Consider the following 19451-nt stretch of genomic DNA (forward strand, 5'->3'; position numbering starts at 1 on the left):
TCAACGTTAAAAAGAGCAGTTTCCAATCGTAACGAATGAAAACTGCTCACTTTTTTAAGCAAATGCCTTTTGATTGGACTTCAACTGTTCTTGCTCGATTACTTCGTTCATGCTTCCTGTCCGGTATCCGGCAAGGTCGACCGATACATAATCAAAGCCGAACACGTTCAATTGCTGCTGAATCTCCTCGCGCTTGAATAGCACTTCCGTAATTTTCTCTGGCGCAACTTCAATGCGGGCAACGTTATCATGATAACGAACTCGCACTTTGTCGAATCCGAGAGATTGCAGATAAAGTTCTGCCTTATTCACCCGATTGATGATTTCCGCATTCAATGCTGTACCGTATGGAATACGAGAAGCTAGGCTGCATGACGCTACCTTGTTCCAAACCGGAAGATCCAGTTCCTTCGCCAATGCACGTACATCCGTTTTATAAAAATCTGCTTCCTGCAATACACTGCGGATACCTTCTTCCGTTCTCGCTTTCAGACCTGGACGGAAGTCTGCCTCATCATCCTTGATCATGCCATCGAGTACATATGGGTAATCCATTTCTTTTGCAAACTTGTTCAGATGTGTGTAAAGAAGCTTCTTACTATAGTACCAGCTGTCTGGATTGTTCGCGACAATTTCCGGCTGTTCAAGCTCTTTCATTTCTGTAACATGTACTTCTACACCTAAGCTTTTAGCAAGTTCAACAGCTGCATCACGCTCCGAATCACGGAAAAGCTCAGAATCTACAACAACAGCAAGCACCTGATCTCCCAATTCTTCTTTCGCACGCTTCAATACAACCGCGCTGTCCACACCGCCTGAGAAAGCAACCATCACGCGACCCATATCACGTAAAATACCGCCAAGATGTTTGTTCTTTTCATTCAATTTAACCAATCGATTCACCTCATTTTAGTATTTTTTAGGGTAACATTAAGATAATACTTAATTGTAGTTAAGACTTTATGGAGGCACTTACATTTTTGCAAAGAATAGAAGTGCCAGCTATATTATTATTGTACCATTTATTATCCCATCATCATACTTATTTGATTTATCGACTAAACTAAATATCATTTCACGAAATATCCTTTTCACGGACTTTTTGAACATTCCCTAATAACCAACCTCAACGACCGCATTCACAATATACATTAAATCATTTTCATCCTTTTGGTCCTCAAGGAAAATACCGCTCGTTGTTGCCATACCTCCAGCAACCGTTTCTACCGTTACCGTTCCATAAGGAAGCAGACTTTTAATCTTCTCCTCATTAAGCTTTTCCTCATCTTTTGGTACGGCCAGTTTCACGTTCACCCGCATATTGTTCAAGTCCTGATTTGGCAGCATCTTCTTTATTCCTGGCATAGAATTGTAATGGATGGCATCTAAAATCGCGCGCTCGGCAGCTACATTTACGTCCTGGCCGTGGAGATCAATTCCCATTCCTGCTTCGATAAATATAATTTCTTTCATTTATTTTTCCCCTTTCCATTGTTTTTTAACTTCCACTGAGTGAACAACTTTTGCAAACGTTCCTTGCAATAACTTTAATGCGGCGTAATGTAATTGTTCATTATCCGAGACGACACAATTAGAGGGAACCGTTACGAAGAAATCTCTCATAAAAGCATCACGGGCAGTTGTATCAATACACACATTCGTGTATGCTCCGATAATCGTAAGGTGTCTAATCCCGTTTGAACGTAATAAAAGCTCAAGATTTGTCTGGACAAATGCGCTATATCGATTTTTTACGACAACTTTTTCCCCTGGAAGCGGAGAGAAATCATCGTGGATTTCCGCTCCCCAGCTACCCGGCTCACAGTAAGATAAATTACGTTTCTGGTTAGTTCTGCCAAATCGTTCAATTGCAGAAGGTGATTCTGTCCAAGCACTATGTTCCGAGATCACATGGATCACTGGAACCTTAAATTTCCTAGCTGTTTCTAGCAGATTCTTCATATGTTTCATTTGTTCATGAAAAGCATGAATATCTTTGCCACGTTTACCTGCAGTACCTTCCGGGTGACAAAAGTCATTTTGTAAATCGACTAATAGAAGAGCTGCTTTACCGTTTGTTGTATCCATTTTAAATCTCTTCTAACTTTTTATACGTATTCACCGTCTCTTGATCAAGCAAATAAAGCTGATCCAGTAAAGCAGGGATGAATGTACCTGGCCCTTTTGCTTTCTTCATCGCAAGTTCCGCCGCTATTCCGTATGAGGCAGTCACTTCAACACTTGCTTCATACAGGTCTTCCGTAACACTTAAATAAGGTCCAACGAGGGAAGTGAGTAAGCAGCCACTCGCTGTAATATTCTGCAGCATCGGATGGCCATTGTGACAAAGTGTCGTGCGCGTGCCATCTGTAATTACATCCGTTTTCCCAGTTGCAATAACAACCGTGTCATATTCTTTTGCGACTGCTTGAGCAATTTTCGGATCAATCGATTCAACCGTCGAATCAGGGCTTTTCATGATATCAAGCGCTCCGCCAAGTACGGAAATCTCCCCAGCATTCGCCCGGATGGCAGCAAATTTTACCCTTTCCAGTAATTCATTAATCACTTTCGTACGGAATTTCGTTCCACCTGCTGCGATCGGATCAAGAATGACCGGTGTCCCTTTTTCATTCGCTTTAAGCCCTGCTAATAGCATCGCCTCGGCTCGATCCTCGGTTAAAGTTCCAAGATTTAATACAACCGCATCAGCATGACTCGCATTCTCCTCCGCCTCTTTCGGTGTGTTCGACATAGCCGGAGATGCACCAATCGCAATTAGACCGTTTGCCGCAAAATTTGTCGCAACTTCATTCGTAATGTTATAGATAAATGGACTCTTTTCTCGAATTCTTCCAATGTAATCCATGAAAAACTCCTCCTTTTTATAGAATAAAAGTAATTTATAACAAGGTAGTTCTTAAAAAAACCACCCCTGAGATGGAGTGGTTATCGATACAATTTATGTATGCATGCCAACTCCACTTTCCTACGCTAGTATGAACTAGATCAGGTTCAAAGGGATTAAGAAAAAGTCTTATCTCAGCCTGCAGGCACCCCTAGTGGAAAAGTATATTGTTATTTCTTACTAGTCTATCTTATTTTCAATATAAAAGAAAGGGTTTGGGTGCATGCACCCAAACCCTTTCTTTTATTAGAATCCATATGGCCCAAAACCTGGACCGTACTCCCAGAATCCTGGGCCTGCTCCGAAGCCGGGTCCATAGCCAAATCCAGGCCCTGGACCGAACCAAGGGCCGAATCCCGGTCCGAAACCTGGTCCAAATCCGGGACCAAAACCAGGACCCGGCCCAAAACCAAAGCCTGGTCCACCAGCAATTAATCCGCCGCCTAAAAATCCTAACCCAGCTCCAATCAAACCTGCCGCCAGTGGATCAATACCACCGCCCGGACCAGGGCCATGACCATGACCAGGCGGACGTACCCGGTGCATTTCCGGATGGTGCGGTAACGGATGATACATTGGTGGATTATTTACAAATTCATGCATGTATATGCTCCTTTTCTAGAAAATTTCAACTTAGCCTTTCCCTTCTCTACAGCCTATGGCAGAGTAGATGAAACCGCACTAGGCAAATCCCTATTTTTGGAGTGAATTTTGGGTGAAATAGTGAGATGAATCCTTTTCCCCGGTGACTACGTAGTTAAATTATTGAATTTAATCGGGTTTTGAAGGGGCGATCCGTAAAAAATTGTAAGTGGTAGGACATGGATAAGGTAAGTTAGCATAGGGAGGGGAATAGCGTTTGAGAAAACTTCAGTTTATTATCTTTTATCTATTGTTATTCTGGTCGGTTGCACAGACAACATAGAAAATGAGGATTATTGGGCAGAATCAAGGCTTTGTGATTCAAAGAATGACCTCGTATCCTTGATTTATCTCTAATTTATGGCACAAGTTCCAATATTGATTGGCCGCTTGAAGAGGAGTCTTTAAGGTTTTTATAAGCAATATAAAAAGAAATAATTGAACCAATAAAAAAAAGAGTAGCAGCAACAAAGGCAAGTTCTTCTAAAGATATTGTCTCATTTGCTGAGTTTGTTGATTTTGCCTCTCGTGATAATGACATGACGAGTACACCTCCAAATAACTTTTCCTTCTTTAATGTATTCAAGCAAGGAAAATATTTTACTCTTTTCAAAGAAGAACAGCTTTGGACAATGGCTTAACCTGCGGATTCCTTTTAACCTCCGATATTTTGACAGTTCAAAAGTTTTATAGTAATTTGAATGAATTTCATAATTACCAAAGTCGGCTTTTCCATCAGCATATGTAGTTGAGAACGAACCAACTCAACTACATATGCTGATGGTGATGCATGAAATACGTATTATAAAATTCATTAAATTTAATTGAAATTGGAAATTATCTTAAGTTTTCCTTATACACTGAGACGAGGAATAATCAATATGAAAATAAAGAAGGTGTTTCTTTCTCTGACACTACTCCTTATTTCTTTCGGCATCTTACTTAGTGCGTGTGGCTCAAATATAGATACAAACATGGCTGAACCGATGGCCAATTTTGAATTCATCACACAAGACGAAGAAAAGCTTAGTTTAGATGAGTTGAAAGGCGACTGGTGGATTACATATATGTCCTATACTGATTGTAATATTCCGTGTATCGCCAATACCCGCCTCTTGGGTTCCTGCGCATTCCGGAAATACCGCGATGTAAGCATGTTTAATAATCCAAAAAACGACAGGATCATTCTAATGTTGGACCCGCCCCCCCCAAAAGTTAGAGTAAAAAAACTAACTTTTGGGGGTCACCACCGTTCACCTGTCGTTTTTTTATTCGGCCAAATTTACTCTTATTCAATCCCCTCCGCTATTTGCAGAAGCAATTTCTTCGTCATTTCTGTTCCTTCCCCGATTAATTCAAGGAACACATCTTCATATTCCCAAGTAAGGTACATGAACTCTTCATCAATGACCTCAAGAACCGCTTCATTGCCATTCACGGATACTGTTTCCGTCTCCTCATCTTCATATACTTCCCCATAATCTTCCTGTGAAGGATAGATGCTAAAGACAACTCCATTCCTATCTTCATCTTCATAAATCAGATAAACCATCTCAGACTCATCATCCGAATAGTAATAGGATTCCGTTAGTTCATAACCATCCGGTACGAATGACAAATCAGGAATCGTATAATCCACCGTTTCCTTAATCTCCTCTAGTGACATTTCTTCCTCGACAAATCCAAGATCTTCTTCCCAATCCGCTTCTGTTACAGCACTTTCTTTTACTTCTTCCGGAATTTCAATCGGCTCAACCTCGTTCATATTCGACATCGTTACTTCTGCATTTACTTGATAAGCTTCGCCGTCCATTTCGAACTCGGCTTGCACCGTTTGCGATTGAACGAGCATCGTCTCTTTATCAACCTTCATTTCTGTTTCGAAATTGCTGATGGATAAATCTGAGAAATCCTCCTCTTCCAGCGAAACATCCATCGCCAAATCTCCCATCGTAGCATCAAGATATGGTTCAATCAGTTTCTCAAATTCTTCCCCTTCCCCAGCTAATCTGAGCACATAGACCTCATCTTCTTCTGTCATTTCAAATTGGTCAACGAAAGACTCTAGTTTATCAAGTTCTTCCTGGTTCAACTGGTCAAAATTATCTAATCCCATTTCCTCGTCATCCATGATGAGCCATTCGCCAAACATACTCATATACACTTCTTCACCGACAACATATGTTTCAATATCCATGGAAATCCCAGCCATCCCCATTGCCATATCCAAATAGAGGGTGTCCGGATTATGGGTAATATCAGCTGATCCCTCAATCGTCATTTCCATCTCCATTACTTCTGTATCTATTTTCATATCTGTGGAATAGCTTTCCAAGTCTGCATTTGCTTGAATTGCCTGCTCCAATACTTCGCTTACGTTTAGCTGTTCTTTATCTTCCCCACAAGCAGCGAGCAGCAACAGGCTTGCAAGCAGCAATAAGACAATAGTTTTTTTCATCTCTCATTTTCTCCCTTTTACTTGAATGAATTTCATAATTACCAAAGTCGGCTTTTCCATCACCATATGTAGTTGGGAACGAACCAACTAAATATGGTGATGATGAAACATTAAATACGTATTATGAAATTCATTAACTTATGTAATATTTTTAAAAACAACAATCATATCTAAATGACCTCTGACTTTTCTCCCCTTCCCTCCTATAAACATGTATAGGAAAATTCCATTTGTAAAACTCAAGAATATTATACCCCAATACTTGGAAAAAGGGGATAGTTATTTTAGATGGAAGAAAGCCTTTTAATCCAATAGAATGAAACCTAATGACACGACATTCGTATATAAGTTAAGGAATAAATAAATCGGAGGGTATGCAATGAAAAAGTATCTTGTCTTTATCGTTAGTTTTATTGTCATGTACACTGTATTCCAGATACTGTCTGGCATGTTTCTGACATGGATATATATTCCGGATATGAGTTCCGCTTGGTTCATGAGTGCTAATCTATCGCAGGAAACCGTTATTACAGGCAGTAATTCACTTGGGTTGTCATTGCTTACTGCAGTGCTTGCTGCTTCTGTTGCTTATTTTATTCTATTGAAGTTTGCGGGGCGCAGGAAGGGAAATAATTAAATGAAGCTGAGAAAGGGGCAGGATTCTTTCTCACCTGCCCCCTGAATACTCCCGAATCTGCATCCGGCGATTTTTTCTTACTTGCGCACTTTGGAAAAGACGCTTCTCTTCTTCGGTTTCTGGAATCACCCCACTAACTTGAGTCGGTATCCCTTCGCTATTAATCGCAACCATTGTCAGAATTGCAGTAGTAGTTGTTGTTATGTCACCTGTATCCAAATGCTGGCATTCTACTTTCACATATATCTCCATTGATGTTCGCCCAGTAGAAACGACGACCGCTTCCAACGTTAAGATGTCTCCCGCCTTAGCAGTTGAGAGGAAATTCACCGTATCGATCGAAGCCGTGACAACGACACTTCGGCTGTGCTTCATGGCTGCAATTGCTGCTATTTCATCAATGTAAGCTAAGACTGTTCCTCCAAACACCGTTCCCATATGATTCGTATCCGGTGGTAAAATAAGTTTTGACTGAATAGTTCTTGATAACGTTGCAGGCAGTTTTTCTTTCATTCCATAACCTCTCCTTAGTTCGCTATAGGAATCCACTTACATTAATTACGGGAGAGTCTTTTGAGTAATTTATGAAACAATGAAAAAACCCATCAAAGCAGATGGGTATAAAAAGATAGCATCTTCAATAAAACAGTAATTAATTACCGTTAAAAGTCAGAGTCAACCTTATTATACCTTCCCAGCTCCCGAAGAAGATAATGTTCATAATAATGGCAGGTCTCCTGACTTATGCTTCATCCTACTCTAATTCCTTCCCGTCCAAGACAGTGGATTTACTTATTTCGTCAGCATTTACAGTTGCGGGTACAGTTCTGGGTTCGCACCAGATTCCCTATTAGGTCTTCACAGACACCATGATTACGGGTCTTATCGTATGTAGTTATATTCCAATAAAAAACGAAATATTGTATCATTCATCATAGTATAGATTGATTGAAATCGCAATGTTCGTTAAAGATTATTAAAAGTGAAACATATAATAAACTTGGCACGTAATGAAGGTGTATTGAAAATATTCATTATACCTATTATCAAAATTGGAGTGATTTGGAAAATGGAAATTCATACAGAAAGATTAATACTCATTCCTTGTTCTCATGAATCGCCATCCATCTTTTCAACAAAAGATGACAATCTCAGTCCCCATATCGCGGGACCAACGACCTTGAATGAATCTCCCTCGTTCGCAGGATAAGGGAAAAAGTAAAAAAAGCTTGAAAAAGTTGGGGAGCGACAAACACTCCCCCCTCTATTCCTTTAAATCGGCCACATTTCGATATTCTCAGCCATTTCCCAGAACATATATTCAAACTTACTTGTTTTTACAACAATATCTTCAAGCGCTTGCAAATCTTTTTCAGACTTGCCTGCTGTGTAATCGTTAATCAACTTCTGGCAGTTTTCAGCGAGCTCCGTGAATTCAACTGACGAATACATCTGTATCCAATCACCGTAGAACTCATGCTCTAACGACTCGGCATTCTTCGCTAACTCTTTTCCAATGTAGTTATAGCTCCACGCACAGGCCAGCACAGATGCAATCGCATTTTCCACACCACCCAGCTGGGAAACATTCAGCATATAGCTTGTATAAGCAGTCATCGTTGCGGAAGGTTCTGTTTCCTCAAGTTCTTCATTTGTAATTCCGAAGCGAGCCGCATATTCCCGGTGTAATTCCATCTCCATATTCAACGTCCCGTGCAAAAGGTTCGCAAACATCGTCATCGTATGTAAATCTGGTGACTTTGAGCTTCCAATCGCAAAAATTCTTGAATACTCGATTAAATAGACATAGTCCTGCTTCATATAATGCTTGAACTTTTCCTTATCAAGCGTCCCATCCCCGATTCCTTTCACAAATGGATGCTCCAAGTAAGCTTCCCAAATTGGCTGCACTTTTCTCCATAGACGATCTGTAAACTGTTCACTCATAAATTATTCCTCCCTTTTTGGTAAGAATGCTCCACACCACAAAGGGGCGACTCGATTTGCTGATAGCTTAATCAAGCATTGTTTATTTCTTTACCCATTCCATTAAAAATGACCGCTCCTTTATATAATGGAAAAGGCGGTCTGTATATAGCATGCACAATATCGCTATCAAACACCGCTTTCTTTCGCTAGTATCAACTAGATCAAGTTCGAAGGGTTGAGACAGCTTTCCAACTGACTCTCTCAGCAAATTACGCACCCCTAGTGGTGAGAAATATTCTATTAATTCTACTATTGCATAATAATGAGCCTTTAGCAAGGAGAATGGTCAAGCAATCATGTTAGTCATTGTCCTGAAGCTTTCTGATGGCCACTAAGTGCACTCTTCGTTCACTTACTTCCAATACCTTAAATTCCAAATTTCCATACGAAAATATTTCTCCCTCTTCTGGCAAATAGCTGTATTGGCTCAAAATAAAACCTGCTACATTATCAGCTTCTTCGGGAAGATCAACCTGGAAGACAGTATTTAAACGGTGTAACGACAAACGTCCATCACAAATGATAACTGTTTCCGTTTGCTCATGAATCAGTGCATCATCTTCATCCATCTCATCTTCAATATCTTGACCAATCATCGTCTCGATTAGATCCTCATGAGTAATTAACCCTTCTGTTCCACCATATTCATCCAGCACAATTGCGATATGTTTTTTTGCGTCCATCATCTTTTTAAACACCGAGTCAATTGAATTGAACTCGTAAATAAACAAAGGATTCATATCAGAGAATTCTTTAATTCCTTTTCCCGGATTGATCGACCAGGATAAAATGAACTTCGAATGGAAGACACCAACAATATTATCGCTGTCCCCTTCATATATCGGATAGCGCGTATGATGATTTTCTAGCAAAAACTCTTTTGCCTCGTCAAAGGCAATATCAGTCGGGATGGCTTTCATCTCGACTCGATGCGTTTTCAATACGTCGGAAACATTTAATGTTTGGAAATCCATCATCGATTTCAAGCGATACATTTCATCATTTTTAAACGTTCCTTCTGTATGAGCAATATCGACCATCGCCCGCATTTCCGCCTTTGAAATGGTGATTTCCTCACCTTCTCCTTTTCCAAGCAATCTGATTGTTGTTTTTGTCAGGAGATTAAGCAGCCAAATAAAAGGCTTTAAGATTAACAGGATGAGCATCGTTGGATAATAGACGATATAAGAAATCCGTTCGGGAAAAGCTGCTGCAACTGATTTCGGCATCACTTCCGCAAAGATAATAATTAATACGGTAAGTATTGCTGTTGTGATTCCTATATTCCAGCCAAACTCTAAAGCGACAATCGTCACAAGGGAAGGAAGCACGATATTCGGTACATTATTCGCGATTAAAATACCCGGAATAAAGAGATCCGGATTGTTCACGAGCTTGAGTAAACGCTCGGCTTTTTTATCCCCGCTTGCTGCTTTCAGCTGAAGCTTCATCTCATTCGTTGCCGTGAGTGCCGTTTCGCTGCCTGAAAAATAACTTGATGCGATAAAAAGAATAATAATACCGGTAATTAACACTGTCACCATCATTCACCTGCCCTACTTAAAATACATCTATTAAAATCATACGACAAAATTAGAAAAGTAGCATTCTTAGTATCCCCTTAATCGATTCGGAAACAACATTTTTCGACAAATTTGAGAACATGTATGACACCACGAAAGCCCTGAAAGCGCGCTTGTATTAAGATCAGAGCAGTGATATATTTAAGGAAATCTAAAACTGGAGAAGGAGTGAAGAAATGAAATTAATCGTTAAATTACTCGTCGGTATTGTCGCCGGTATTCTTATCGGATTAGTTATCCCAGAATTCATCGTAGAGATTGTCGTAACATTCAAAGACCTGTTCGGACAATTCCTCGGATTTACGATTCCACTTATCATTATTTTTTATATTGCCAGTGGGATTGCGAGTTTCGGTAAGCATTCCGGGAAAATGCTTGGGATCACCGGTGGACTTGCTTATGCTTCCACTATTTTAGCGGGCACGTTAGCATTTATTGTTGCTCTTTTTGTTATTCCAATGCTCGTTGGAAATGGTGGTGCCTCCGCAGAAGAAGCAAGTGGTTTTGATCCTATATTTGAACTTACGATTGACCCGATTACAGGTGTGATGACAGCTTTAGTTCTCGCTTTTGTGTTCGGGATTGGGATTACACGGGTTGAAAGCCCTACATTAAGATCTTTCTTTGATGAGGGGAAAGAAATTATTGAACGTCTCATCTGGAAAGTCATCATTCCAATTTTACCGTTCTACATTGCAAGTATTTTTGCCGAACTTGCTGCAGATGGAACGGTATTTGACACGCTGCAAGCATTCGGGCTCGTACTTGTCATGGCAATTGCAATCCACTGGGTATGGCTCGTCGTCCTTTATATTGTCGCGGGTTCGCTTACCGGGAAAAATCCATTTTCCTTGTTAAAAACAATGCTGCCGGCCTATTTTACTGGACTCGGAACAATGTCCAGTGCTGCTACAATTCCTATAACGGTTCGCTCTTCCAAAAACAATGGGGTAAGTGATGGTGTAGCTGATTCGGCTGTCCCATTGTGTGCGACCATTCATTTGGCAGGAAGTACGATTACACTTGTGATGTGTTCAGTAGCAGTTATGGTGCTTTCTGACGGAATGTCACTGCCAACTTTCGGAATGATGATTCCCTTCATTTTAATGTTAGGAATTATTATGATTGCTGCTCCTGGTGTTCCAGGTGGTGCCGTTATGGCAGCCTTAGGCTTACTTAGCACAATGCTCGGATTTGATGAAACAGCACTTGGATTAATGATTGCATTATACATGGCGCAGGATAGCTTCGGAACCGCAACAAACGTGACCGGTGACGGAGCAATTGCAATGATGGTTGACAAGATTATCGGAGCTAAGTCGGAAGATCCAGCTGCATAAATAATAAAGGTGCCAGACAATTTATTGTCCAGCACCTTTTTTCCATGCAAAATTTTAGGGTAAACTCCCTAGTTCTGGTTTATTTGGTCAACTGCAAGAATTGCGTTTGCTACGTCTTCTGCAGTAATTTCTGGCGATAGATTCTTCATTGTTTCGCCTTCTTGTGTTGCTGCTTCACCTATTCTTACAAGATCTTCAAAGGATACTTTATCCAAATGCATTTCCCTTAAAGTAGTTGGTAAATTCAACGCCTGGTAGAAATGAATGTATTTTCTTAATTCCGCTTCGGAATGCAATTCGAGCATTAACTGAACTAACGTCCCGTAAGCAACTTTTTCACCATGTGTTAAATCATGAATATCACCTTCAAGAACAGTAAATCCATTATGGATTGCATGCGCTGCTGCAAGCCCTCCAGTCTCAAATCCTAAACCAGATAACAATGTGTTTGCTTCAACAACGGCCTCGACCTGTTTCGTGACAAGTCCTTTTTCTACTGCATGATAGGCTGGTATTCCATATTTAAATAATGTCTCTTCACAGGCTTTTGCAATGGCTTGTGCAGCAATACTAGGCTTCCCTCCAGCCATCGTATTCCCACCGCTTTTGATGTTCGCTCTAGCTTCTACCCATGTTGCCATCGCGTCCGCAATTCCAGATGAGAAGAAGCGCGGTGGAGCTTTAGCAACAACTGCGGTGTCAATCAATACAAGATCTGGGTTCTTATTGTAAAACTTGTATGACTCAAATACACCCTGATCATTGTAAATAACAGATAAGGCACTAGTCGGTGCATCCGTTGAAGCTGTTGTTGGAACAATAACAACCCTAACATCAAGCCCATCGGCAATTGCTTTAGCTGAATCCAACGTCTTCCCACCACCAACACCTACAACAAGATCGACCGTCTGACTCTTACCTTCTTCTACGACGCGATCGATTTCATTCAGGGAAGCTTCCCCGTGAAATTCGACAAAATGATAATCCAAACTTACTTCCTTGAAGCTTGCTTCAATTTGCTCGCCGGTGATCCCCCACACGACTTCATCCGATAAAATGAGAGGTTTCGCACCTAAAGCTTTTACATGCCCGCCAATCTCGTTTAATACGTGAGCTCCTTGAATATACTTACTCGGTGATTGAAAAATAACTGCTGACATATTATTCACTCCTCAAGTTGGTTTACATTTTTACTATACCCTATATTTCAGTTGAGATGCCATCTATGGATGACTCATTTGCAACTTTTTCGACAAATAAGCCTAAACAACCTTGTTTTCGATAGCATTCGGGACGTACCGGGCTACCCAACAAAAAAATACTAATCTTAGTATGTTTTCCTTCTCATCTTTATACAATTTAATGAATTTCATAATACGTATTTAATGTTTCATTATCACCATATGTAGTTGGGTTGGTTCGTTCCCAACTACATATGGTGATGGTGAAGCCGACTTTGGTAATTATGAAATTCATTCAATTTAAGCAGATTTTACTTTTGATTTTATAACTGGGTATCCCAGATCTTCAATCGCTTTTTCGATATTTTCAATCCCCACTGTTTCAGAATTGAAATCTGTTTTTACTTTACTGGAGTTGAACATTACTTTAACGCTATCTTTTTCAATACCGTCTAATCCCTTTACGGCGTTCTCAATCTTCTGTAGGCAGGATGGGCAGGATAACGTCTCTAAATGAATCGTTGCTTTTTGCATGGTATCAATCTCCTTTTACTTTTAGTTTTAAGTTTTATTCGTTTGTTCTTCTTTACACTTCTAATATAACACTGTTTCGCTTTTTAAAAATTGACGGCGGTCAAGTTTTCCTTATCTTTTACATTCTTTTAACATGTTTAGGTAGCGTTTTTCGTTTTAGCCATACTCGCATTCGTTTCTGCTATTGTTTCTGTTTCCGTTTTGTTGCCTCTTAAATGGTAGCGGAGGAGTCGCATACCATTAAAGATGACAACCAAGATACTTGCTTCATGAACCAACATTCCAATCGACATGTTCATCCAGTTACTGAACAGTAAGGCAGCTAGTAAGATAGCTACAACGCCGACTGCAATGATAATATTTTGCTTCATATTTCTTGCAGTTGACTTTGTTAATCCTAATGCATGTGGCAAGCGGCTGAAGTCAGAGTTCATTAAGACGACATCCGATGTTTCAATTGCTACGTCTGTTCCACTTCCCATGGCAATCCCAATATCCGCTAAAGCAAGTGACGGACTATCGTTCACACCGTCGCCGACAAAGGCAACGATTTCACCTTCTGCTTGCAGATTTTCAATATAATCTGACTTTTCTTCTGGTAACATATGACCATGTGCTTCCGTTAGACCGAGTTCACGGGCAACTAAATCAACGGTTCCCTGGTTATCTCCGGAAAGGACGACAAGGTTTTTTACGCCAAGTTTCTTCAAGGCTTGCAGATCTTGTTTCACACCTGGGCGGATTTGGTCCCGAATACCCATCAGAACTTTTAATTCTCCATCGACCGCTGTAAGGACAAGGGAGTTTCCGTTTTGTTCAAAACGTTCGACGTCTTTTCGAGCTTTATCATTTAATACTACATTCTCTTGTTCCATTAAAGCGACGTTACCAACTGCAATGCGGTGACCGTTCACTTTTGCAACAATCCCGCCGCCTTTTACTACTTCGGTTTCTTCTACCGTGGAGAATTCCGTCTCCCCAATATCCTGCAGAACTGCTTTTGCTAATGGGTGGTCGGATTCCCGTTCCACACTAGCCAAGTATTCGAGTACTTCTTTTGTATTCTTTCCGTAAAACTCTTTTTCCGCAACTTCCGGGTTGCCAATCGTCAATGTACCTGTTTTATCAAAGACAATCGTGTCGACCTTACTAAAGTCATTGATGACTTCACTACCTTTTAAGAGTACCCCATTACGGGCACCATTTCCGATACCGGAAACGTTGGATACAGGGACACCGATGACGAGGGCTCCAGGACACCCTAAAACAAGAACGGTAATGGCAAGTTCAACGTTATTTGTGAATAACCAAACAATAATACCTAGAACTAAAACAGCTGGTGTATAGTATTTGGAGAATCGATCTATAAAACGTTCTGCTGCTGACTTTGAGTCTTGCGCTTCTTCTACCAGTTCAATGATTTGACCAAATGTTGTATCTTCCCCAACACGATCAGCTTGGATTTGGATTGTTCCGTTTTCTAAGATGGTTCCGGCAAAAACTTCTGAACCGTTTGCTTTACTTACTGGAATAGACTCACCAGTAATACTTGCTTCATTAATATGACCTTCACCAGTTAATACCGTTCCATCTACTGGCACTTTGGCACCCGTTTTTACTAAGAGGATATCGCCTTCATCTACTTCATCCACGTCGACTTCTTCAAATTCCCCATCTTCCATTTGTTTCCATGCACTTTCCGGTGCTAATTCAGTTAATTCTTTGATTGCTGAGCGCGTTTTGTTCAACGTGCGCTGCTCCAAGTAAGCGCCGAATAGGAATAAAAATGTAACAATCGCTGACTCCTCATAATTTTGAATTAGTATCGCTCCAACAACGGCGATGGTAACTAATACATCAATACTGACGACCTTTACTTTTAACGCCTGGTACGCTTGGATTGCGATTGGTGCGATTCCAAGAATAGAGGCAATGATGAGTGACACATTGAAAAGGATTGTATTGTCTAAACCAAATCGACCATAGAATCCAAGGACAATTAAAATAGCACTGACCAACGTGATTTGATTTTTTTTCCCTAAAATATATCTCTGCATATTGCTTCCCTCCACATTTATTTTTTTTGTATTAGCTTTTAATATTAACTCTAATATAGGACGTCACTTAATAATAGTAATTGACGGGCGTCAAAATTTTGATTTCTTTTTGTTCTTGTCTTGTGTTTTTGCTAAGGCTTTATAATAAGCCGAGAATCAAGCATTTAAATTGACGGAGGTCAAGATACCCACCCTTCACATAAGATAAACATGGATTCACGTTTCTCGGGTAGTAAGTGGTGCTGTCAACGACCGGTTGAGACAGATGTTAGATTGCTTTGAGTAATGACGTGTACTGCCAACCATTTTATGAAAACTAAACGTGCGAAATTTGAGTAATTAAACACCAAAAAAGCCGGTCTCCTACTTTGGAAACCAGCTTTCAATCTATTTTGTGTAAATTTAATTCAGGTAATTCATCGGATCCTGCAGGGCACCATTCTTATATACTTCAAAATGTAAATGAATACCTGTCGAGTTACCAGTGCTACCCATAATACCGATTACGGTTCCTGTACTTACTTGTTGTCCAACCGACACATTAATAGACGATAAATGTCCATAGATTGTTTTTAATCCGCCACTATGCTCAATCTCTACTCTATTGCCAAGACCACCAGCAGAGCCTGCTTTCGTGACTACCCCGTCAGCAGCAGCTAAAATATTATGATTGCTTGGTCTTGCGATATCAATTCCATTATGCATTCTTCCCCAGCGCGGTCCAACATAACTGGAGATATATCCTCCCACGGCAGGCCATGCAAGATAACCACCACTTGAACCAACACTATCTGAAGCAACTTTAGTGTCCGGTGCTGGCTGAGTTTTCGTTACCGGCTTTGTAAGTGCCGCCATATTTTCCTTCACATCTTTTTCAAGTGCTGCAAGTTTATTGTCTTCAAGTTTTAATTCTTCCACTTTAGCAACAAGTTTTTCTTCTTTTTCTTTTAAGTTCGCTTGTTTTACTTTTGTCTCTTTTTCTTGGTCTTCAATTAATGCTTGCATTCCTTCTAACTCTTGTTTCAAATCTTTTAACTCATCAAGTTTATCAACAACTTCATCTTGCTTTTCTTCTACTATTGCTTTATCCGCTTCAATTTGTTCCATCAATGTAACATCAGAGTCTGTAATCTTATTTATTGCACTTACACGGCTAATGAAATCCCCAAAACTTTGCGAACCGAACAATACTTCTAAGTATGAGATATCTCCGCCACTTTTCTGGTAAGCAACCGCCCGTTCTTTTAAGATGTCGAAACGCTGTTCAATTGCTTCTTCCAGTTCAGCAATTTCCTCTTCTAGTAAGTCTATCTCTTCTTGGGTGTGCGCAATATCTTCTTCATTCTTCTTCATAGAGGCTTTGTTTTCTTCAAGTGCTTTCTGTATTCGGCTAACTTCGACATTCATTTCTTCTAATTCAATTAGAATATCAGCTACTTCTGATTCCGCTTCAGAAAGGTCCACTTTTAAATCTTTTCGATCCTGTTGCAGCTCTGTTTCCTTATCCTTTAGATCTTCTAATGAGTCTGCAGATGCCGTCGTACCAAAAAATACACTACCAAAACCGACCACTGCCATCGTGGCCATTGTTACTATTTTTCTTTTCAACTTCTCGTTCCCCATTTCATTCAAATTCATTATTATACAAACTATATTTAACGTTATCTATGATAAAATCCACCGTCGTGAAATTTTGATGTTTTCTTTCGATAATCCATGGGTAATATAGCACATTTTGATTTCGCAGAAGTTAATACAATATTACAGTTGTATATCAAAATTCGACATAATATTGCATCATTTGTAATAGTTCTTTAGTTTTCTTACTGATCAGTATGCTTTAAATGCTGTTAACTTGCTCCTTGTTCAGCTTATTAGTAGAATGAGAGGTTGGTAGACTGATAAGTGAAACTTCATTCAGTCGAGGGATTAATGCGTAATAAATTTTTAAGAGATGGAGTGAAGTTGTAAGATTGCTGGAAAGAAAATTTGATGAAATGCTTCAAGTTAAGACTAAAGGACTAAGAGAATGGCGTAAACAGACTGATGAATATAATCGATATGAAGCAACACCATACGCCGCTCTTGAAAAGTTATTCCGCTCGTATAAATTAAAACCCAATGACCATGTAGTTGACTTTGGCAGCGGAAGGGGCAGGGTGTCCTTTTACATCCACCATCATTTCGATGTGACTGTAACAGGCGTAGAAATGAATGATCTCACTTTCGAGGAATCACAGATAAATAAGGCATTATATACACGAAAAAACAAACATCTAAAAGCACCAATACACTTTGAATTTGGACTTGCCGAGCAATATGAAATTAAGCCTGAAGAAAATGTGTTTTACTTTTTTAACCCGTTTTCCGTATCCATATTTAAGCAAGTTGTTCAAAACATTCTACAATCCACGAAAGAACATAAACGTCCCGTGGACATCATCTTCTATTATCCCCTTCCGGAATTTAAAAAGTTCCTTAAAAAAGAAACGCCTTTCCGATTAATTAACAAAGTAAAAGCGTATAAACAACATGGGAAACATGGAAAGTTCCTGATCTATCGTTTGGATTAGCCCGTTATCCAGAGTCTGGCTTCATTGCTGAATGCCAGACGTTTTTTTGTTTCGGAAAAATTCAGGAATCGCTAAACTACCCGAACACCCATGAACGTTACTCGTTCGGGGGCTTAGATATTATCAAAGACCGATTACTCTGTAGTTTAAATTCGAATCGTGCCAAGCATCACGAACCAGCTGTGCTATTACTAACTAAAATTGAACCTCTCATGACTAAAGTCACAAGATTCTTGGGAAGAGAGTATACTTGATGAATAGTGACATACACCATCATCAGCGGTTTCTCTTATTGACCAAGCTAGCCCCGAAGTACCTGCGGTTGTTTTTGCTTTAACTTAAATTCTGAGCATGTAATCTTAGACCTTCCTTTAGGATATTTTTACTTGCGTTGATATCACGGTCATGATGGGCTTGACACTTAGGACAAGTCCATTCACGAATGTGGAGTGGCTTCTTGCCGTCTTGATGGCTACAGGCCGAGCAAAGTTGACTGGTTGGAAACCATCTGTTTATCTTGATGATTGCACGACTATGCCATTCCGCCTTATACTTTAATTTCGCTACAAACTTAGACCATGATACGTCCGAAATACTTTTTGCTAACTTACGATTACGTAACATCCCTTTGATGTTTAAGTCTTCGATACAGATCACATCGTGGTTTTTAATGATTTCTGTACTTAACTTATTTAAAAAATCGTTATGCTGATTGACAACTTTTTCATATAAGCGAGCTACTTTTCTTTTTTGCTTTTGATAGTTTTTTGCTTCGGATAATATAGTGCCATTTTCTTTAGCGACTAGAGCACGTCTAGATAGCTTTCGCTGCTCCCGTTTTAGTTTCTTTTCCATTTTTGAGGTTAAGCGATTGTTGTCTATTTTACGACCATCCGAAAGAATGGCAAAATTAGTAACTCCTAGATCGATACCAATAGGAACAATCTTTTTATCTAATACTTCTATCTTTTCTTCACAAAGAATGGATACAAAATAATTGCCACTGGCATGTTTACGAATGGTTGCATTTAAAATACGCCCTTTTAGTTCTCGGCTTTTAGCACATTTAACAAGTCCCAGCTTTGGTAATTTGATGCATTTCCCTTTTAATTCAATATTATTATTCCCATTTTTAGTCTTGTAGCTTTGGATAGGATGGTTTTTACTTTTAAATACAGGTTTATTATTTTGTTTCTTAAGGAAACGAGAGAAGGAATCAGCGAGGTTTCTAATGGAGGATTGGAGAGCTATGCTATCCACATCTTTTAACCAATGTGTAGCTTCTGCCTGTTTCATTTTTGGAAGCATTGCTGAACAAGCGTTGTAAGATAAGCCTTTTTTATTTTTAGCATATTCTTCATTCCAAAGGGCAAGAAAGTGATTATATACAAACCTGGAACAACCGATTGTTTTAGCAATTAAAACCTGCTGTTTTTTATTTGGATAGACGCGAAATTTATATGCTTTATGTCTTAACACTACACTCACCTCCCTTTACTTATCAGTAAATAGAACATTCGTTCCTGTGTAAATAGAAAAAGTCCGGAAG

18 protein-coding genes and 3 riboswitches are annotated in these 19451 nt (G+C 39.7%); of the genes, 3 read left to right on the forward strand and 15 right to left on the reverse strand.

The window, feature by feature from the left end:
• Positions 1-54 precede the first annotated feature (54 nt).
• From larE to L3V42_RS06100, 7 genes are all read right to left on the reverse strand, one after another.
• A complete protein-coding gene (gene larE / locus L3V42_RS06070) occupies positions 55-894 on the reverse strand; it encodes an ATP-dependent sacrificial sulfur transferase LarE (protein ID WP_255783424.1) in 840 nt (279 codons plus the stop codon).
• Between the two features lie 219 nt (positions 895-1113).
• On the reverse strand, positions 1114-1473 hold the full coding sequence (locus L3V42_RS06075) for a Lin0512 family protein (RefSeq protein WP_235763347.1): 360 nt from the start codon (positions 1471-1473) through the stop codon (positions 1114-1116).
• On the reverse strand, positions 1474-2088 hold the full coding sequence (locus tag L3V42_RS06080; protein WP_235763346.1) for a cysteine hydrolase family protein: 615 nt from the start codon (positions 2086-2088) through the stop codon (positions 1474-1476).
• Between the two features lies 1 nt (position 2089).
• Entirely contained in the window at positions 2090-2869 is a 780-nt protein-coding gene (gene thiM / locus L3V42_RS06085; protein WP_235763345.1) for a hydroxyethylthiazole kinase, read from the reverse strand.
• 100 nt (positions 2870-2969) lie between these two features.
• Positions 2970-3071, reverse strand: a riboswitch (TPP riboswitch).
• 83 nt (positions 3072-3154) lie between these two features.
• Positions 3155-3511, reverse strand: coding sequence for a hypothetical protein (locus tag L3V42_RS06090; RefSeq protein ID WP_238471542.1), 357 nt, complete (start codon positions 3509-3511; stop codon positions 3155-3157).
• A 397-nt stretch (positions 3512-3908) separates the two neighbouring features.
• Positions 3909-4091 carry a hypothetical protein gene (locus L3V42_RS06095; RefSeq protein WP_235763342.1) on the reverse strand — a complete coding sequence of 61 codons (183 nt, stop codon included), beginning with the start codon at positions 4089-4091 and terminating at the stop codon, positions 3909-3911.
• A 747-nt stretch (positions 4092-4838) separates the two neighbouring features.
• Positions 4839-6008, reverse strand: a complete 1170-nt coding sequence (locus L3V42_RS06100) for a DUF4367 domain-containing protein (RefSeq protein WP_235763340.1) — start codon at positions 6006-6008, stop codon at positions 4839-4841.
• Positions 6009-6387: 379 nt separating this feature from the next.
• On the opposite strand from L3V42_RS06100, the gene L3V42_RS06105 reads away from it, so the two are divergent.
• A complete protein-coding gene (locus L3V42_RS06105; RefSeq protein WP_235763339.1) occupies positions 6388-6645 on the forward strand; it encodes a hypothetical protein in 258 nt (85 codons plus the stop codon).
• A gap of 30 nt (positions 6646-6675) precedes the next feature.
• Here the strand turns inward: L3V42_RS06105 and L3V42_RS06110 are convergent, their stop codons facing one another.
• The 3 genes from L3V42_RS06110 to L3V42_RS06120 all read right to left on the reverse strand — a co-directional run bounded on the left by L3V42_RS06110 (position 6676) and on the right by L3V42_RS06120 (position 10181).
• Complete coding sequence (locus L3V42_RS06110; RefSeq protein ID WP_238471543.1) at positions 6676-7158, reverse strand: acyl-CoA thioesterase; 483 nt, start codon at positions 7156-7158, stop codon at positions 6676-6678.
• A 197-nt stretch (positions 7159-7355) separates the two neighbouring features.
• A riboswitch (cobalamin riboswitch) is annotated at positions 7356-7532 on the reverse strand.
• Between the two features lie 385 nt (positions 7533-7917).
• Positions 7918-8592 carry a thiaminase II gene (gene tenA, locus L3V42_RS06115; RefSeq protein WP_238471544.1) on the reverse strand — a complete coding sequence of 225 codons (675 nt, stop codon included), beginning with the start codon at positions 8590-8592 and terminating at the stop codon, positions 7918-7920.
• 163 nt (positions 8593-8755) lie between these two features.
• Positions 8756-8865, reverse strand: a riboswitch (TPP riboswitch).
• A gap of 68 nt (positions 8866-8933) precedes the next feature.
• On the reverse strand, positions 8934-10181 hold the full coding sequence (locus L3V42_RS06120; RefSeq protein ID WP_238471545.1) for a hemolysin family protein: 1248 nt from the start codon (positions 10179-10181) through the stop codon (positions 8934-8936).
• 212 nt (positions 10182-10393) lie between these two features.
• On the opposite strand from L3V42_RS06120, the gene L3V42_RS06125 reads away from it, so the two are divergent.
• On the forward strand, positions 10394-11557 hold the full coding sequence (locus L3V42_RS06125; RefSeq protein ID WP_238471546.1) for a dicarboxylate/amino acid:cation symporter: 1164 nt from the start codon (positions 10394-10396) through the stop codon (positions 11555-11557).
• 68 nt (positions 11558-11625) lie between these two features.
• Here L3V42_RS06125 and L3V42_RS06130 read toward each other — a convergent pair whose 3' ends face one another.
• From L3V42_RS06130 to L3V42_RS06145, 4 genes are all read right to left on the reverse strand, one after another.
• Positions 11626-12717 (reverse strand): glycerol dehydrogenase, encoded by a 1092-nt coding sequence (locus L3V42_RS06130; RefSeq protein ID WP_235763334.1) that lies wholly within the window; start codon positions 12715-12717, stop codon positions 11626-11628.
• Positions 12718-13038: 321 nt separating this feature from the next.
• The gene (locus L3V42_RS06135) at positions 13039-13272 is read right to left on the reverse strand and encodes a heavy-metal-associated domain-containing protein (protein ID WP_235763333.1); all 234 of its coding nucleotides are present in this window, start codon (positions 13270-13272) and stop codon (positions 13039-13041) included.
• A gap of 137 nt (positions 13273-13409) precedes the next feature.
• A complete protein-coding gene (locus tag L3V42_RS06140; protein WP_238471547.1) occupies positions 13410-15329 on the reverse strand; it encodes a heavy metal translocating P-type ATPase in 1920 nt (639 codons plus the stop codon).
• A 402-nt stretch (positions 15330-15731) separates the two neighbouring features.
• The gene (locus tag L3V42_RS06145) at positions 15732-16937 is read right to left on the reverse strand and encodes a murein hydrolase activator EnvC family protein (RefSeq protein WP_238471548.1); all 1206 of its coding nucleotides are present in this window, start codon (positions 16935-16937) and stop codon (positions 15732-15734) included.
• 365 nt (positions 16938-17302) lie between these two features.
• Between L3V42_RS06145 and L3V42_RS06150 the strand changes: the two genes are divergently transcribed.
• A complete protein-coding gene (locus L3V42_RS06150) occupies positions 17303-17902 on the forward strand; it encodes an SAM-dependent methyltransferase (RefSeq protein ID WP_238471549.1) in 600 nt (199 codons plus the stop codon).
• A 333-nt stretch (positions 17903-18235) separates the two neighbouring features.
• Here the strand turns inward: L3V42_RS06150 and tnpB are convergent, their stop codons facing one another.
• Positions 18236-19381, reverse strand: a complete 1146-nt coding sequence (tnpB, locus tag L3V42_RS06155) for an IS200/IS605 family element RNA-guided endonuclease TnpB (RefSeq protein ID WP_238471550.1) — start codon at positions 19379-19381, stop codon at positions 18236-18238.
• Positions 19382-19451 lie beyond the last annotated feature (70 nt).

Origin of the sequence: Oceanobacillus alkalisoli (assembly GCF_022213125.1) — a bacterium.
GTDB classification, from domain to species: Bacteria; Bacillota; Bacilli; order Bacillales; family Amphibacillaceae; genus Oceanobacillus; species Oceanobacillus alkalisoli.

Bases quoted from the DNA above. Each gene is read 5' to 3' on its own strand.
- L3V42_RS06075 (WP_235763347.1), bottom strand. From the start codon at position 1,473: ATGAAAGAAATTATATTTATCGAAGCAGGAATGGGAATTGATCTCCAC.
- L3V42_RS06080 (WP_235763346.1), bottom strand. From the start codon at position 2,088: ATGGATACAACAAACGGTAAAGCAGCTCTTCTATTAGTCGATTTACAA.
- thiM (WP_235763345.1), bottom strand. From the start codon at position 2,869: ATGGATTACATTGGAAGAATTCGAGAAAAGAGTCCATTTATCTATAAC.
- L3V42_RS06090 (WP_238471542.1), bottom strand. From the start codon at position 3,511: ATGCATGAATTTGTAAATAATCCACCAATGTATCATCCGTTACCGCAC.
- L3V42_RS06095 (WP_235763342.1), bottom strand. From the start codon at position 4,091: ATGTCATTATCACGAGAGGCAAAATCAACAAACTCAGCAAATGAGACA.
- L3V42_RS06100 (WP_235763340.1), bottom strand. From the start codon at position 6,008: ATGAAAAAAACTATTGTCTTATTGCTGCTTGCAAGCCTGTTGCTGCTC.
- L3V42_RS06105 (WP_235763339.1), top strand. From the start codon at position 6,388: ATGAAAAAGTATCTTGTCTTTATCGTTAGTTTTATTGTCATGTACACT.
- L3V42_RS06110 (WP_238471543.1), bottom strand. From the start codon at position 7,158: ATGAAAGAAAAACTGCCTGCAACGTTATCAAGAACTATTCAGTCAAAA.
- tenA (WP_238471544.1), bottom strand. From the start codon at position 8,592: ATGAGTGAACAGTTTACAGATCGTCTATGGAGAAAAGTGCAGCCAATT.
- L3V42_RS06120 (WP_238471545.1), bottom strand. From the start codon at position 10,181: ATGATGGTGACAGTGTTAATTACCGGTATTATTATTCTTTTTATCGCA.
- L3V42_RS06125 (WP_238471546.1), top strand. From the start codon at position 10,394: ATGAAATTAATCGTTAAATTACTCGTCGGTATTGTCGCCGGTATTCTT.
- L3V42_RS06130 (WP_235763334.1), bottom strand. From the start codon at position 12,717: ATGTCAGCAGTTATTTTTCAATCACCGAGTAAGTATATTCAAGGAGCT.
- L3V42_RS06135 (WP_235763333.1), bottom strand. From the start codon at position 13,272: ATGCAAAAAGCAACGATTCATTTAGAGACGTTATCCTGCCCATCCTGC.
- L3V42_RS06140 (WP_238471547.1), bottom strand. From the start codon at position 15,329: ATGCAGAGATATATTTTAGGGAAAAAAAATCAAATCACGTTGGTCAGT.